Annotated in this window: 14 protein-coding genes; 4 read left to right on the top strand and 10 right to left on the bottom strand. The window is 71.6% G+C overall.

Annotation, left to right across the window (positions count from 1 at the left end):
• Positions 1-68: 68 nt before the first annotated feature.
• Together ACWCSV_RS26435 and ACWCSV_RS26430 are read right to left on the bottom strand one after the other, a co-directional pair.
• The gene (locus ACWCSV_RS26435; protein ID WP_451146256.1) at positions 69-1,766 is read right to left on the bottom strand and encodes an FAD-binding oxidoreductase; all 1,698 of its coding nucleotides are present in this window, start codon (positions 1,764-1,766) and stop codon (positions 69-71) included.
• Positions 1,767-1,834: 68 nt separating this feature from the next.
• Positions 1,835-2,065, bottom strand: coding sequence for a hypothetical protein (locus tag ACWCSV_RS26430; RefSeq protein WP_451146254.1), 231 nt, complete (start codon positions 2,063-2,065; stop codon positions 1,835-1,837).
• A gap of 156 nt (positions 2,066-2,221) precedes the next feature.
• Here ACWCSV_RS26430 and ACWCSV_RS26425 point away from each other — a divergent pair, with 156 nt between their 5' ends.
• Together ACWCSV_RS26425 and ACWCSV_RS26420 are read left to right on the top strand one after the other, a co-directional pair.
• Positions 2,222-3,064: a hypothetical protein gene (locus tag ACWCSV_RS26425; protein WP_451146252.1), complete on the top strand. Its 843-nt coding sequence runs from the start codon at positions 2,222-2,224 to the stop codon at positions 3,062-3,064.
• Between the two features lie 549 nt (positions 3,065-3,613).
• Positions 3,614-3,820 carry a hypothetical protein gene (locus ACWCSV_RS26420; protein WP_451146249.1) on the top strand — a complete coding sequence of 69 codons (207 nt, stop codon included), beginning with the start codon at positions 3,614-3,616 and terminating at the stop codon, positions 3,818-3,820.
• Between the two features lie 68 nt (positions 3,821-3,888).
• Here the strand turns inward: ACWCSV_RS26420 and ACWCSV_RS26415 are convergent, their stop codons facing one another.
• Complete coding sequence (locus ACWCSV_RS26415) at positions 3,889-4,275, bottom strand: metal-sensitive transcriptional regulator (RefSeq protein WP_451146247.1); 387 nt, start codon at positions 4,273-4,275, stop codon at positions 3,889-3,891.
• Between the two features lie 311 nt (positions 4,276-4,586).
• Between ACWCSV_RS26415 and ACWCSV_RS26410 the strand changes: the two genes are divergently transcribed.
• Complete coding sequence (locus tag ACWCSV_RS26410; RefSeq protein ID WP_266706158.1) at positions 4,587-5,207, top strand: DUF47 domain-containing protein; 621 nt, start codon at positions 4,587-4,589, stop codon at positions 5,205-5,207.
• Positions 5,208-5,212: 5 nt separating this feature from the next.
• Positions 5,213-6,211 carry an anion permease gene (locus ACWCSV_RS26405; protein ID WP_451146245.1) on the top strand — a complete coding sequence of 333 codons (999 nt, stop codon included), beginning with the start codon at positions 5,213-5,215 and terminating at the stop codon, positions 6,209-6,211.
• A gap of 232 nt (positions 6,212-6,443) precedes the next feature.
• Here ACWCSV_RS26405 and pstB read toward each other — a convergent pair whose 3' ends face one another.
• From pstB to ACWCSV_RS26370, 7 genes are all read right to left on the bottom strand, one after another.
• Positions 6,444-7,220: a phosphate ABC transporter ATP-binding protein PstB gene (pstB, locus tag ACWCSV_RS26400; protein WP_450778710.1), complete on the bottom strand. Its 777-nt coding sequence runs from the start codon at positions 7,218-7,220 to the stop codon at positions 6,444-6,446.
• Positions 7,221-7,249: 29 nt separating this feature from the next.
• Positions 7,250-8,320, bottom strand: coding sequence for a phosphate ABC transporter permease PstA (gene pstA, locus ACWCSV_RS26395; protein WP_451146242.1), 1,071 nt, complete (start codon positions 8,318-8,320; stop codon positions 7,250-7,252).
• A complete protein-coding gene (gene pstC / locus ACWCSV_RS26390; protein WP_451146240.1) occupies positions 8,317-9,312 on the bottom strand; it encodes a phosphate ABC transporter permease subunit PstC in 996 nt (331 codons plus the stop codon). The genes pstA and pstC overlap by 4 nt, the downstream gene beginning before the upstream one ends.
• Before the next feature lie 237 nt (positions 9,313-9,549).
• The gene (gene pstS / locus ACWCSV_RS26385; protein ID WP_451146238.1) at positions 9,550-10,692 is read right to left on the bottom strand and encodes a phosphate ABC transporter substrate-binding protein PstS; all 1,143 of its coding nucleotides are present in this window, start codon (positions 10,690-10,692) and stop codon (positions 9,550-9,552) included.
• A 367-nt stretch (positions 10,693-11,059) separates the two neighbouring features.
• Positions 11,060-11,476, bottom strand: coding sequence for an NUDIX hydrolase (locus tag ACWCSV_RS26380; RefSeq protein ID WP_451146236.1), 417 nt, complete (start codon positions 11,474-11,476; stop codon positions 11,060-11,062).
• On the bottom strand, positions 11,473-12,495 hold the full coding sequence (locus ACWCSV_RS26375; RefSeq protein ID WP_451146234.1) for a CHAD domain-containing protein: 1,023 nt from the start codon (positions 12,493-12,495) through the stop codon (positions 11,473-11,475). The genes ACWCSV_RS26380 and ACWCSV_RS26375 overlap by 4 nt, the downstream gene beginning before the upstream one ends.
• Positions 12,482-14,743, bottom strand: a complete 2,262-nt coding sequence (locus ACWCSV_RS26370) for an RNA degradosome polyphosphate kinase (protein WP_451146232.1) — start codon at positions 14,741-14,743, stop codon at positions 12,482-12,484. Before ACWCSV_RS26370 ends, ACWCSV_RS26375 begins: the two co-directional genes overlap by 14 nt.
• Between the last annotated feature and the right edge of the window lie 243 nt (positions 14,744-14,986).

Genomic DNA, 14,986 nt, shown 5'->3' with positions numbered 1-14,986 from the left:
CGTCGGTTCCCCGGTGGGGGCCGGCGCCCTGTTCCGTGCCGGATGCCCGGACTGACGGAGCGGCGGGTTCACGGCGTCTGCGGTCCGGCGAAGAGCCCCTCGGGGTCGTACCGGTCGCGGAGCCGCCCGAGCCGGTCGGCGGAGGAGCCGAAGCAGGCGCGGCGCCAGTCGGTGAGCGTGGGGTCGGTGTAGTTCTGGTACGCCTCCCCGGAGGCGTGCGGGCCCATCGCCGCATGGATGTCTTTCAGCCACCCCTGGGCAGCGGTCGCCGAGGCCCCGGGGGCGTCCGGGCTCCAGGCGGCGATGTACTGGGCGAGCATCCGGGAGTCGCGGTGCACGAAGGCGGTCGCGTCCCGGGCGACCCGGTTGACCGCCCCGCCGAGGGCCGTGAGGATGACCGATCCCTTGCCGCCCTCGCCGACGGACCGGCGGCCGAACGCCTCGACGCCCCCGGTGAGGGCGCGCAGCCCCGCGGGCGGCAGTGAGCGGGTGAAGAAGTCGGAGGACGCCGCGTACGTCTCGCGCCCCAGGACTCCCCGGGCGGTGCGCCCCGGGGTCGTACCGGGCAGGTGGCACTGGTCGGCGGTGAGGCCCGAGCAGCCGGCGTAGGCCAGCATCGCCTCCTCGTAGCCGCGCCGGCGCAGCGATACGGAGGTGGCGGAGGACCCGGCGCGGTCGGCGAGCCGGTCCACCGCGTTCTGGAGGTCGCCGTAGGTGCCGAGGCTGAACGCGGCGAGCGACACGGTCGGGTCGGCGCCGTCCGCGCCCGCCTCGAAGTGGAGGGATGACCAGATCTCGTCCGGCTGGTCGGGCCCCCACTCCTGCCAGGCGGCGAGCACCGCGTCCGCCCGGGACCAGGGCCAGGCGAGGTTGCAGACGACGGTCTGCGGGGCGGGCGAGGTACGGAACCGGAGGCGGGTGACGACGCCGAAGGAGCCGTTGCCCCCGCCGCGCAGCGCCCAGAAGAGGTCCTGGTTCCGGCCGGCGTCGGCGGTCAGGGTCCGGCCGTCGGCGGTGACCAGGGTGGCGGAGGTGAGGCTGTCGCAGGTCAGGCCGTACGCGCGGGAGGCCACGCCGTGGCCGCCGCCGAGAGTGAGGCCGGATATGCCGACCGTGGCGCAGGAGCCGCCCGGGATGGTGAGGCCGTGGCCGCCGAGCCCCCGGTAGACGTCGCCGAGCCGGGCGCCCGCGCCGATGGTGCCGTCCCGGTCGACGCCGGAGAGGGCCGAGACGTCGACGACCAGCCGCCCGGTGCCGCCGGAGAGGCCCGCGTAGGAGTGGCCGCCGCTGCGAATCGCCACGGGGGTGCCCGTCGTACGCGCGAAGGCGAGGCACGCGCGTATGTCGTCCTCGTGCCGGACGTAGGCGACTGCCGCGGGCCGCTGGGTGTCGAAGCGGGTGTTGTAGAGCCGGCGGGCGGTGTCGTACGCGGAGTCCTCGGGCCGTACGAGCGTGCCGTCGAGCCCGCGGCCGAGCGCGGGCCAGTCCGCCGGGGCCCCGCCGGCCGGGGCGGCTGGGGTCCGCGTCGGAGCGGGGGAGCCGGTGGTGGGGCGCGGGACACCGGAGCGGCCGGTCTTCGTCGCGTCCGCGCTCGGTGCGCCGGAGCCCGGGGCGGAGCAGGACGCGGCCGCCGAGGTGAGCGCGGCGAGCGCCCCGGCGGCCAGCACGCTGCGGCGGGCGGGCGGCGGAGGCGCGGCCGGAGCGGGTACCGGGCTCGGGCGCCGGGGCGCGGGGACCGCCCGGCCCGGAAGGTGCGGCTGGTTCATGGGACCTCCGGGGCTGGTGCGGTGAGGAGAGCCGGGCTGCGGGGCCGGTTGGCACCGCGCCCGTTCGGTCAGGTCCCTGTCCGGTGGCGTTCGGCGTCGGTGCGGGCCAGGTCGCGCGAGCGGCGGGCCGGTCCGGACCAGCCGCAGACGCAGCGGGCGAGACAGAACGAGCCGCGTTCGATGGTGGTCGTCTCATGGTCCTGAGCTGCGGGAACGGGCTCGGCCGGGGTGACGGCGCCGGACGGCGGGGCCGCGCACGCCGGGGTGCGCCGGGCAGGGGGAAAAGCTTCCTGATGCACGCGTCCACGGTACTGGCGGGGCGGCCCGGACGGGAGGGGCTGCCCCGGGCCCGCCGCCGATCGGGGTGGCCCGGCGTGACGGGGGACGGCGGCCGTCGTTATGCGGGACGGGCGAGGGCCCGGATCCGGCGTGACGTCGTTGGGGGTTGGCAGGCGATGGTGGTGCGGCAGCACAGGTGCGAAGGCGCGGCACTGGCTGTCCGCGCGCTGGCCGTGGCGGGTGTGCTCGCGGTGCTGGCCGGCTGTTCCGGCGGGGGGAGCGGGGCGGTCGCGGGCGCTCCGGCGGACGAGCCGCCCGGGCAGGTGCTCGACCGGGCGGCGGACGTGCTCGCCGAATCCGGAGGGGCGGAGACCAACACCTCGATGGAGACCTCGGCCGGTGGTACCCGGGTGACCATCAGGGGCCAGGGGGCGTACGACTTCCGCAGACAGCTCGGCCGCATCAAGGTGGTGCTGCCGAAGGACGCCGCGGGGTCGGAGGAGCACCGGCCGATCACCGAGCTGCTGACGCCCGGCGCGCTCTACATGAAGAACCGGGGTGCCGGGGTCCCGGAAGGCAAGTGGGTGCGGATCGACACCACGGTGCTGGCGGACGGCAACCTCGTCACCGGCGGGGTCACCGACCCGATGGCCGCCGCCGAGCTGCTGCGCCAGGCACGCGGCGTGACGTACGTGGGGCGGACCGAGCTGGCGGGCATCGGGGTCCGCCACTACCGGGGGACGGCGGACATCGGCAGCGCGGCGGGGGCCGCCTCGTCCCTGTCCCGGGCGGCGCTGAGCGCCGCGGCGGACGGATTCCGCACACACGCGGTGCCCTTCGACGCCTACCTGGACGACGAGGGCCGGCTCCGGAAGGTCCGCCACCGCTTCACCTTCGCGGCCGAGGGGCCGGCGGTGACGGTGGTCTCGACGATGCTGCTGTACGGGTTCGGAACGCCGGTCACCGTGGAGTTGCCGGACGGGGCGGACCTCTACACGGGCGAGATCCGGCAGAGCTGAGGCGGTGGCGGTGGCGGTGGTGACAAGGCGGGCGGGAGTGGTCGCGGCAAGGCCGGCGGAAGTGGTCGCGGCGGGGGTGGCGGCACCTGCGGCCGTGCCGCCGGGCCGGCATCCGGACCGGCATCCGGACCGGCGCTCGGGCCGGCGACCCGGTCGCTACGGGTGGCTGGATCTCGACGTCCGTACGGGCGCGGGCGGGGCGGTCGGCGCAGTGGTGGGCCGGGCGTACGGGTGTTCGGCGGGGGAGAGCAGTCCTCTTGGGAGGGGCCGAAATGGCCCGTCCGTGTCATGCGCGCGGCGCTTGACGGTCCCTACGCTTGGAGTCTGTGCGCCGAAGGACTCTCCGGTGATCCGTGGTGGATCAGTGTGCGGCGCCGGACGCGGTGCGGCGCAAGGCGGAGGGACGTTCGCGTCCGGGATGTACGCGGACGTTCCGGCAGCGCGGCCGGGACCGGTCCGGACGAAGCGCCCCGGGCGCCGTGGCCGCGGCCGCGCGTCCGCCAGGGATCACGGGACAGCCCCAAGGGCCGGCGACGGTAGAGAGAAGAGGTGACGCAGGTGGTGACGCTCAGCGCTCCGAGCGCACAGGAGTACGTGGCCCTCGCCGAGATCGAGCTCTGCGGCGAGCTGATGATCGCCGCATCCTCCAGCCCCGAGGACCGGCTCAGTCCGGACCGCATCGACGAGGTGCTCAACGCGGGCGAGGCCGCCGGTCCGTCCGGCGGCATCCCCCACCAGTGCGAACGAAGGTCCTGACCCGGTCCGGACCACGTGGCACGTGTCACGTGCGCGAAGAGGCGTGGCGGGGCCCGGGCGCACGGCCGTCAGGTACGGAGCAGGCGGGCGATGGCCCTGGTGGCCTCGTCGACCTTCGCGTCGATCTCGTCCCCGCCCTTGACGGCGGCGTCGGCGACGCAGTGGCGGAGGTGTTCCTCCAGCAGCTGGAGCGCGAAGGACTGCAGCGCCTTGGTGGACGCCGAGACCTGGGTGAGTATGTCGATGCAGTAGGTGTCCTCGTCCACCATCCGCTGGAGACCGCGGATCTGGCCCTCGATCCGGCGCAGGCGCTTGAGGTGCTCGTCCTTCTGGTGGTGGTAGCCGTGGATGCCCCGGTCGTGGTCGGTGACGACACCGGCGGGGCTCGCGGGCGGGGTCCCGGCGGGTTCCGGGGGCGTGGGTCCGGTCGGGCCGGCGGCCTCGGTGGTGGTCATGGGGTCCTCCCGTTGTGTCGTACCCGGACGTGTCGGCGGCCGTGCCGGATACCGGTTCGGCGGTCGTGCCGGCGGACGGTTCGGCGGTCGTACCCACTCTGACCGGCCAGGTCGCCGGATGCCGCCCGGTCACTCCCCCCGGGCTGTATACCCCGGGCGGGTATAGGGTAACGAATCGAGCCGAAACGTGACCCGGGGGCCGTGCTGATCACGCTGGTGGATGGGCGACACTGAAGAACGCCGGTTAGCCGTGGCCGGATGATGCGCCTAGCATCAGCCTGACCGAACCCAAAGCATCCCGAGGACCCCACGTGCGCTTTCGTCTGACCCCCAGGGAGACGAGCTTCTACGACATGTTTTCCGCATCAGCGGACAACATCGTCACGGGCTCGAAACTCCTGATGGAACTGCTCGGAGCGGATTCTTCCTCCCGGGCCGAGATCGCGGAGCGCATGCGGGCGGCCGAACACGCGGGGGACGATGCCACCCACGCGATCTTCCACCAGCTGAACTCCTCCTTCATCACGCCGTTCGACCGCGAGGACATCTACAACCTCGCGTCGTCGCTCGACGACATCATGGACTTCATGGAGGAGGCCGTCGACCTGGTCGTGCTGTACCAGGTGGAGGAGCTCCCGAAGGGTGTCGAGCAGCAGATCGAGGTGCTGGCCAGGGCGGCGGAGCTGACCGCCGAGGCCATGCCGGGGCTGCGGACCATGGACAACCTCACCGAGTACTGGATCGAGGTCAACCGGCTGGAGAACCAGGCGGACCAGATCCACCGCAAGCTGCTCGCCCACCTCTTCAACGGCAAGTACGACGCCATCGAGGTGCTCAAGCTGAAGCAGATCGTGGACGTGCTGGAAGAGGCGGCCGACGCGTTCGAGCACGTCGCCAACACCGTGGAGACCATCGCGGTCAAGGAGTCCTGACTTCAGTGGACACCTTTGCGCTGATCGTGACCGTTGGCGTCGCGCTCGGCTTCACGTATACGAACGGCTTCCACGACTCCGCGAACGCCATCGCCACCTCGGTCTCCACCCGGGCGCTGACCCCGCGGGCGGCTCTGGCGATGGCCGCAGTGATGAACCTGGCCGGTGCGTTCCTCGGACAGGGCGTCGCCAAGACGGTCAGTGAGGGGCTCATCGCCACGCCCGAGGGCTCGAAGGGGATGGGCATCCTCTTCGCGGCGCTGGTCGGCGCGATCATCTGGAACCTCGTCACCTGGTACTTCGGCCTGCCGTCCTCCTCCTCGCACGCTCTGTTCGGCGGCATGGTCGGGGCGGCGCTGGCCGGCGGGACGATGGTGCACTGGGACGGGGTGCTGGAGAAGATCGTCATCCCGATGTTCCTCTCCCCGGTCATCGGCCTGGTCGTCGGCTATCTCTTCATGGTCGCGATCATGTGGATGTTCCGGAACTCCAACCCGCACAAGGCCAAGCGCGGTTTCCGCATCGCGCAGACGGTCTCGGCGGCAGCCATGGCGCTGGGCCACGGTCTCCAGGACGCCCAGAAGACGATGGGTATCGTCGTGATGGCCCTGGTCATCGCCGATGTCGAGGGTCCGAACGACGAGATCCCGGTCTGGGTCAAGATCGTCTGTGCGCTGATGCTCTCGCTCGGTACGTACGCGGGCGGCTGGCGCATCATGCGGACGCTCGGCCGGAAGATCATCGAGCTGGACCCGCCGCAGGGCTTCGCGGCCGAGATGACCGGCGCGTCGATCATGTTCGGTTCGTCGTTCCTCTTCCACGCCCCGATCTCGACCACGCACGTCATCACCTCCGCGATCATGGGTGTCGGCGCGACCAAGCGGGTCAACGCGGTCCGCTGGGGCGTCGCCAAGAACATCATCCTGGGCTGGTTCATCACCATGCCGGCGGCGGCGATCGTGGCCGCGGCGAGCTACGGCATCGTGTATCTGCTCTTCGGCTGACGCACGAATCTTCGGCTGGCGCACGTACCGCCGGGCACGTACCGCCGGGCACAAACCGCCGGGCACGTACCGCCGGACCGAGTGTGAATGTGGGGCCGCCCCCGTTCTCTTCGCAGAGAACGGGGGCGGCCCCTTTCCGGCCTTACGGTGGCACCGCCATGCAGCACCGCGAGGCTGTTCGGGGTCCGCCGCCCGGGAGGTCCGGGGCGGCGGGGGAGGACCGGACCGCGGTTTATCCGAAGCGGCCCGAGATGTAGTCCTCGGTGGCCTGGACCGACGGGTTGGCGAAGATCCGTTCCGTCTCGTCTATCTCGATGAGACGGCCCGGCTTGCCGACCGCGGCGAGGTTGAAGAAGGCCGTGCGGTCGGAGACGCGCGCCGCCTGCTGCATGTTGTGCGTCACGATGACGATCGTGAAGCGTTCCTTCAGCTCGCTGATCAGGTCCTCGACCGCGAGGGTCGAGATCGGGTCGAGCGCGGAGCAGGGCTCGTCCATCAGCAGGACCTCGGGCTCGACCGCGATGGCGCGGGCGATGCAGAGCCGCTGCTGCTGGCCGCCGGAGAGGCCGGAGCCCGGCTTGTTCAGGCGGTCCTTGACCTCGTTCCAGAGGTTGGCGCCCTGGAGCGACTTCTCGACGACGTCGTTCAGCTCGCTCTTGCGGTACTTGCCGTTCAGCTTCAGGCCCGCCGCGACGTTGTCGAAGATCGACATGGTCGGGAAGGGGTTGGGACGCTGGAAGACCATGCCGACCGTGCGGCGTACGGAGACCGGGTCGACGTTCGATCCGTACAGGTTCTCGTCGTCGAGCAGTACCTTGCCCTCGACGCGGCCGCCGGGGGTGACCTCGTGCATCCGGTTCAGGGTGCGCAGGAAGGTGGACTTGCCGCAGCCGGAGGGGCCGATGAAGGCCGTCACGGAGCGGGGTTCCACGGTCATCGAGATGTCCTCGATGGCCTTGTGGGTGCCGTAGTAGGCGGTGAGGCCGCTGACGTCGATGCGCTTCGCCATCTGAATCACTGCTTCTTTCGTGGCCGCGGTCAGCGGCTGGTCTTCGGGGCCTTCCAGCGGGCGATGCCGCGGGCCACCAGATTGAGGATCATGACGAAGGCGATCAGCACCAGCGCAGCACCCCAGGCGCGGTCGTACGACGCCTCGGAGCCGACCTTGTACTGCTCCCAGATGTAGTACGGGAGCGAGGACTGCGGGTCGCTGAACGGGTTGGTGTTGATCAGCTGGCTGCCGAAGACGAGCAGGATGATCGGCGCGGTCTCACCGGCGACGCGGGCGATGGCGAGCATGACGCCCGTGGCGATGCCGCCGATCGCGGTCGGCAGGACCACCTTCAGGATGGTGCGCCACTTCGGGATGCCGAGGGCGAACGACGCCTCGCGCAGCTCGTTCGGGACGAGCTTGAGCATCTCCTCGGTGGAGCGGACCACGACCGGGATCATCAGGATCGACAGGGCGAGCGAGCCCATGAGGCCGGAGGGCCCCAGGTCGGCCATGAGCATGATCGAGAGGATGAAGAGGCCGGCGACGATGGAGGGGATGCCGGTCATCACGTCGACGAAGAAGGTGACGGCCTTGGCGAGGGCGCCCTTGCCGTACTCGACCAGGTAGACGGCGGTCAGCAGGCCGATCGGCGCGGAGATGACGGTGGCGATGCCGACCTGCTCCAGGGTGCCGATCAGTGCGTGGTAGACGCCGCCGCCGGGCTCGGTGGAGAGCACGCCGGCCATCGAGTGGGTGAGGAAGTAGCCGTCGAGGACCTTCGCACCGCGGCTCACCGTCGTCCAGACGAGGGAGGCGAGCGGGATGATCGCGAGGATGAAGCAGACCCAGACGACGCTGGTCGCGAGGCGGTCCTTCGCCTGGCGCTGGTTCTCGACCGCGGTGGTGGTCACGTAGGAGATCGCCAGGAAGAGCAGTGCGGCGATCAGGCCCCACTGGATCTTGCTGTCCAGGCCGGCCGCGGCGCCGATGCCGACTCCGAGGGCGATCGCGGCGACGGCGAACCCGAGGGGGGCCCAGCGGGGGAGGGCGCGGCTGCTGAGGGCGCCTTCGGACGGGGTCCGGTGGTCCTGGACCCCGGTCGGTGCGTGGCTCATGCGTTGGCCCCCGAGTACTCCTTGCGGCGGGCGATGATGAGCCGGGCCGCGCCGTTGACCAGCAGGGTGAGCACGAAGAGCACGAGACCGGAGGCGATCAGGGCGTCACGCCCGAGCTGGGTGGCCTCGTCGAACTTCGCGGCGATGTTCTGGGCGAAGGTGCCGCCGCCCGGGTTGAGCAGGTGGAACGAGATGAGGAAGCTGGGCGAGAGGACCGTGGCCACGGCCATCGTCTCGCCGAGCGCGCGCCCGAGGCCGAGCATCGAGGCGGAGATGACGCCGGAGCGGCCGAAGGGCAGCACCGACAGGCGGATGACCTCCCAGCGGGTGGCGCCGAGGGCCAGGGCGGCTTCCTCGTTCATCCGCGGGACCTGGAGGAAGACCTCGCGGCTGACGCTGGTCACGATCGGCAGGATCATGATCGCGAGCAGGATGCCGACGGTGAAGAGCGAGCGGGCGACGCCGACCTCGGTCTTCTCGAAGAGGTACGTCCAGCCGAAGTACTGGTCGAGCCAGAGGTTGAGGCCCTCCAGGTGCGGGACCAGGACGAGGGCGCCCCAGATGCCGTAGACGATCGAGGGGACCGCGGCGAGCAGGTCGACCACGTACGAGAGGGGGGCCGCCAGCTTGCGCGGCGCGTAGTGCGAGATGAAGAGGGCGATGCCGACGGCGACCGGGACCGCGATGACCATCGCGACGATCGAGCTGACGACGGTGCCGAAGAGCAGGACCGCGATGCCGAAGACCGGCGGGTCGCCCGCCGGGTTCCAGTCGAAGGTGGTGAGGAAGTTGCCCTCGTCCTTCGAGACGGCGAGTACGGCGCGGTAGGTGAGGAACACGGCGATGGACGCCATGATCACCAGGAGCAGGATGCCCGAGCCCCGGGAGAGGCCCAGGAAGATCTTGTCGCCGGCGCGCCCGGTGGACTTGGCCGGGCGGGTCTGACGGGCCGGCGGGGCCGGTGGGATGTCTATCGGTGTGGTGGAGGCCATGGTCTTTCCGGTCTGTGTGGGGGAGCGGGGCTCCCCTGGCGGCGGTGCACCGGATGGGATCGCGCGGCGGCCGGTCGGTGGCCGAGGCCCTCGCGGGTCTGCTGCCGTACCGGCCGCCGGTGGTTCGTGTCCGTGCGGCCCGGTCCGGGTCGGGGCCGGGCCGCACGGGGTTCCGCCGGAGGCGGAGGGTGGAGCAGGAGGGGCTGGTGGAGCTGGTGGGGCGGGTGGAGCGGGTGACTACGAGAGGGCGGCGATGGTCTCGCGGACCTTCGTGTTGATCTCGGCCGGGATCGGCGCGTAGCCGGCCTCGGTGAGGACCTTCTGGCCCGCGTCGGAGGCGGTGTAGGTCAGGAAGGACTTGACCGTCGGGAGGGTCTCGGCCTTGTTGCCGGTGTCGCAGACGACCTCGTACGTGACCAGGACGATCGGGTAGGCGCCCTCGGCCTTGGTGGTGTAGTCGAGGTCGAGCGCCAGGTCCTTGCCGGTGCCCTTGATCTTGGCGGCGGCGATGGCGGCGGAGGCGGTCTCCGGGGAGGCCTTGACCGGGGCGGAGGCGCCGGTGTTGATGTCGACGGTGGAGATCGACTGCGAGGTGGCGTAGGAGAGCTCGAAGTAGCCGATCGAGCCGTCGACCTGCTTCACCTGGGCGGCGACGCCGGCGGAGCCGGTCGCGGCCTGGCCACCGGGGGCCGGCCACTTCTTCTCGGGCTCGTACTTCCAGTTGTCGGCGGCGGTGGCGGCGAGGTACTTGCCGAGGTTCTGCGTGGTGCCGGAGTCCTCGGAGCGGTGGAAGGGCTGGATCGCCTTGTCCGGCAGCTTGACGCCCGGGTTGAGCTTGGCGATGGCCTCGTCGTTCCACTTCTTGATCTTCGTGTCGAAGATCTTCGCGAGGGTGGGGGCGTCCAGCGTCAGGCTGTCGACACCTTCGAGGTGGAAGCCGATCGCGATCGGGCCGCCGACCATCGGGAGGTTGATGCCCTGGCCGGTCTTGCAGATCTTCTTCGAGTCGGCGACCTCTTCCGGCTTCAGCGCGGAGTCGGAGCCGGCGAAGCCGACGGTGCCCTGGTTGAAGGCGATGATGCCTTCGCCGGAGGACGAGGACTTGTAGTTGACCTCGACGCCCGAGCAGGCGGCCATGTAGTTCTTCACCCAGAGGTCCACGGCGTTCTTCTGCGCGCTGGAACCGGAGGCCAGGAGCTGGCCGGTGGCACCGTCGCAGGAGATGTCCGAGGCAGCGGCGGTCGTGGACTGGCTGGTGCCGCCGGTCGTGTCGCTGCTGGTGTTGTCGTCCGAACCGCACGCCGTGAGGACCAGGGCGCCGGAGACGGCGAGGGCACCGAGCGCGGTGGCACGAAGCCGGTTCTTGCGCTGAAGCTTCACTTTCGGGTGTTCCTTCCAGGAGCCGCCGTGGTCGATACGTTCTACGACGGCGTGCGATGAGGAATGGTGGGTTGGCCGAGCGCCTCGCACCGTGTAAGTCCGAAATTAGGCAGAACAGGTGAAGCGCCCTACGGGGGGGAGTGAACGGAAGGTGAACCGTGTCGGACGGTGCGGGGTTGCGGGCGCGCCTGTCACCCCGGGGAGTGGTGCCACCCCGGAGTGAGGGAGAGCGTGCGGGACTGACGCCCGCGGGCACGGCCCGGGGCGCGGAGCGCGTCGCCGTGTTGACGCGCGCGGGCACGGCCCGGGGGCTCTCCGGACGCGCGGGAGCGGCCCGCGGGTCCTCCGGCCCGGGGTTTCCGGCCTGTCAGGCGTCCGGCAGGGCGGCCACGGCAGCATCGAGCGGTACCCGGTCGGCGGGGCGGGTCAGCCGGTCGCGGGCGGCGGCGGGGGAGAGCCAGGCGACGCGGTCCACCTCGTCATTGGGTACGAAGGCTCCGCCCGTGGCCGTGGCCTCCCAGTAGAAGACCTCCTTGGGGTGCCCGTTCGCCTCGTACCGCAGCGTCGGCAGCGCGGTGCCGGGCGCGCAGTGGTGGCCGGTCTCCTCCAGCACCTCGCGCACCGCCGCGTCCCGTGCGCTCTCGCCGCGCTTCAGCTTCCCCTTGGGGTGCGACCAGTCGTCGTAGCGCGGCCGGTGGACGAGGCAGACCTCGAGGGCGCCGTCGTACGGGGAGCGGCGCCAGAGCACGCAGCCGGCGGCGAGCACCGGGCCGGGCGAGCTCATGGCGCCGCCACGGCCGCCGCGTACGGCCAGGTCTCGCGGAACACGCAGCGGGCGGCGTCGACCTCGTGGCGCTGGTCGGCGTGGAGGACGCCGAGGGCGTACGCGGTGGCGGGGGCGATGCGCGGGGTGCGGGCCGCCGCGGACGCGGCGGAGGCGGCCTCGGAGGCCTCCCGGTGCAGGTCGAGGGCGTGTTCCGGGCCGGTGAGGACAGGGTCGGGGGCGCCGGCCACGACTTCGTGGGCGTACCTGTGGAGGCGGAGCAGCAGCCGGATCTGGTGCCAGTGCGCGTCGTGCGCCTCGTTGTAGACGTCGGCGGCTTCCCCGGGCGGCAGGGCGGCGACGGCGCCGAGCAGCCGGCCGCGGGCGTGTTCGGAGGGGCCGAGGAGGGTCTCGGCGGCGGGGGCGCCGGCCGCACCGGTCAGCGGGACCTCGGAGGCGAGCAGGGCGACGGAGTCGGCGACCGCGTGGAACCGGGAGGAGCCGAGCGCCTGGAGCGCGGCGGAGTGGGCGCGGGTGCGGGCCAGGGTGAGCTGGCGTTCCAGCAGGGCGCCGGCGCGGGCGGCGCCGACGTCCAGGGCCGCCCGGTCCGTGGCCGTACCGCTGCCGGGGCCTGTGCCGGTGGCCGCCTTGCCGGTGCCGGTACGGGCGGCCGGGAGGTGGGCGCCGGAGAGCCGGTGGAGCGCTTCGAGGAGGCGCAGGAGCCGGGTGGAGCAGTCGTGCTCGCGGGCGAGGGTGCCGGAGAGCCAGGCCAGTTCGGTGCGGAGCTGGTCGGCCCAGCCGGGGTCGAGGAGCCCCTTGAAGGTGTGCAGGGTTCCGCTGATGCGGCGGGCCGAGCGGCGCAGCGCGCGGGCGGCCTCCTCCGCGCCCCGGCCGCCGGAGTCGGTGGGGGCGCTCTGTTCGCGGTGCAGGCGCAGGCTCCGGAGGAAGTCGGCCGCCTGGGCGCGGAGGTAGGGCGCGAGGACCGCCTCGGCGGAGAGTGCCGTGGCGGTACCGGGCGTCTGCTGGTCAGGGCGTCGCACGCCTGCGCCTCCGTGCGTCGATGAGCATTTCCTGTACGTGCCGCAGGGGCTGGCCGTCCGCGTCCGTGGAGTGGCGGGTCCATTCGCCGTCGGGACCCAGGTGCCACGAGGAGGTGGTGTCGGCCATGCCGGTCTCCAGGAGCCGGCTGAGTGCGGCGCGGTGGGCGGGGTCGGTGACCCGCACCAGGGCTTCGATCCGGCGGTCGAGGTTGCGGTGCATCATGTCGGCGCTGCCGAACCAGACCTCGGGTTCGCCTCCGTTGCCGAAGGAGAAGAGCCGGGAGTGTTCGAGGAAGCGGCCGAGTATCGAGCGGACCCGGATGTTCTCGGAGAGGCCGGGGACGCCGGGGCGGATCGCGCAGATGCCGCGTACCCAGATGTCTACGGGGACGCCGGCCTGCGAGGCCCGGTAGCAGGCGTCGATGATCGCTTCGTCGACCATGGAGTTGACCTTGAAGCGGACGTAGGCGGGGCGCCCGGCGCGGTGGTGGGCGATTTCCTTGTTGACGCGGGCGACGAGCCCGTCGCGGAGCGACTTGGGGGCGACCAGCAGCCGGCGGTAGGTCTCGCGGCGGGAGTAGCCGGAGAGCCGGTTGAAGAGGTCGGAGAGGTCCGCGCCGACCTGGGGGTCGGCGGTGAGCAGGCCGATGTCCTCGTAGAGCCGGGCCGTCTTGGGGTGGTAGTTGCCGGTGCCGACGTGGGAGTAGCGGCGCAGGGTGTCGCCCTCCTGGCGGACGACGAGCGACAGCTTGCAGTGGGTCTTCAGCCCGACGAGGCCGTAGACGACGTGGCAGCCGGCCTCTTCCAGCTTGCGGGCCCACTTGATGTTGGCCTGTTCGTCGAAGCGGGCCTTGATCTCGACGAGGACGAGGACCTGCTTGCCGGACTCGGCGGCGTCGATCAGGGCGTCCACTATCGGGGAGTCGCCGGAGGTGCGGTAGAGCGTCTGCTTGATCGCCAGCACGTCCGGGTCGCCCGCCGCCTGTTCCAGGAACGCCTGGACGGAGGTGGAGAAGGAGTCGTACGGGTGGTGGAGCAGCACGTCGCGTTCGCGGAGCGCGGCGAAGACGTCCGGCGCGGACGCGGACTCGACTTCGGCGAGGTCGCGGTGGGTGCCGGCGATGAACTTGGGGTACTTCAGCTCCTGCCGGTCCAGGGACGCTATGCCGAAGAGCCCGGTGAGGTCGAGCGGGCCGGGCAGCGGGTAGACCTCGGCGTCGGTGACCTTCAGCTCGCGGACGAGCAGGTCGAGGACGTACGGGTCGATGGACTCCTCGACCTCCAGGCGGACCGGCGGGCCGAAGCGGCGCCGCATGAGCTCCTTCTCCAGGGCCTGGAGGAGGTTCTCGGCGTCGTCCTCCTCGACCTCGAGGTCCTCGTTGCGGGTGACCCGGAACATGTGGTGGGCGAGCACCTCCATGCCGGGGAAGAGCTCTTCGAGGTGGGCGGCGATGACGTCCTCGATGGGGACGTGGCGCTGCGGGGACGCCTCCAGGAACCGGGTGAGCAGCGGCGGCACCTTGACCCGGGCGAAGTGGCGGTGGCCGCTGACCGGGTTGCGTACGACGACGGCGAGGTTGAGCGAGAGGCCGGAGATGTACGGGAAGGGGTGCGCCGGGTCCACCGCGAGGGGGGTGAGGACCGGGAAGACGCGCTGGCGGAAGAAGGTGAAGAGGCGGGCCTGCTCCTTCTCCGTCAGGTCGGGCCAGCGGATCAGCTGGATGCCCTCGTCGGAGAGGGCGGGGGCGATGTCCTGCTGGTAGCAGGCGGCGTGCCGGGCCATGAGTTCGCGGGAGCGGGTCCAGATCTGTTCCAGGACCTCGCGGGGCTGGAGCCCGGACGCGGAGCGGGTGGCGACGCCGGTCGCGATGCGGCGCTTGAGCCCGGCGACCCGGACCATGAAGAACTCGTCCAGGTTCGACGCGAAGATGGCGAGGAAGTTAGCCCGTTCGAGGAGGGGGGTCGCGGGGTCCTCGGCCAGTTCGAGAACGCGTTCGTTGAATGCGAGCCAGCTGCGTTCCCGGTCGAGGAAGCGGTCTCCGGGGAGGCTGCCGCCGTCGCGGCGCGGCTCGTAGGAGTCGGCGTCGGCGTCGAGGTCGGGGTCCAGGTCTGCGGCGGTGGAGAAGCTGCGGGTGCCCTTGGAGACCACGGGCGGGCGATGAGCGGCGAGGGACCCCACCGACGGCTGGGCCGGAGGAGTCGACGAGGCGGGCTGGACCGGGACGTCGGCGCTGGGCTGCTGGCTCATGGACCCATTCTTCCCGCTGAATGGCCCAATGGGCGCGTCGGAGCGGGGAAAGATCGCGGAAGCTCCGGGAGGGCGCTGGGGCTTTCCGTTGCGGGGGGCGGGTACAGCTGGCTGCATTCCGAGAGAGTCGCAAGCGAGTCTGAATGGACGGTAACGGTGACATGACATGCAGGAAGCGGTGTGGACGCGGGGTGGGGCATCGTGGGGGCGCTCACCTGGCCGTACGCGCCCCCTTTGCGGGTA

Source organism: Streptomyces sp. NPDC001770 (assembly GCF_053596135.1).
Note: the sequence above shows the minus strand (reverse complement) of the source record. Positions and strands in the feature narration are given on the sequence as shown.

Bases quoted from the DNA above. Each gene is read 5' to 3' on its own strand.
- ACWCSV_RS26435 (WP_451146256.1), bottom strand. From the start codon at position 1,766: ATGAACCAGCCGCACCTTCCGGGCCGGGCGGTCCCCGCGCCCCGGCGC.
- ACWCSV_RS26425 (WP_451146252.1), top strand. From the start codon at position 2,222: ATGGTGGTGCGGCAGCACAGGTGCGAAGGCGCGGCACTGGCTGTCCGC.
- ACWCSV_RS26415 (WP_451146247.1), bottom strand. From the start codon at position 4,275: ATGACCACCACCGAGGCCGCCGGCCCGACCGGACCCACGCCCCCGGAA.
- pstB (WP_450778710.1), bottom strand. From the start codon at position 7,220: ATGGCGAAGCGCATCGACGTCAGCGGCCTCACCGCCTACTACGGCACC.
- pstA (WP_451146242.1), bottom strand. From the start codon at position 8,320: ATGAGCCACGCACCGACCGGGGTCCAGGACCACCGGACCCCGTCCGAA.
- pstC (WP_451146240.1), bottom strand. From the start codon at position 9,312: ATGGCCTCCACCACACCGATAGACATCCCACCGGCCCCGCCGGCCCGT.
- ACWCSV_RS26380 (WP_451146236.1), bottom strand. From the start codon at position 11,476: ATGAGCTCGCCCGGCCCGGTGCTCGCCGCCGGCTGCGTGCTCTGGCGC.
- ACWCSV_RS26370 (WP_451146232.1), bottom strand. From the start codon at position 14,743: ATGAGCCAGCAGCCCAGCGCCGACGTCCCGGTCCAGCCCGCCTCGTCG.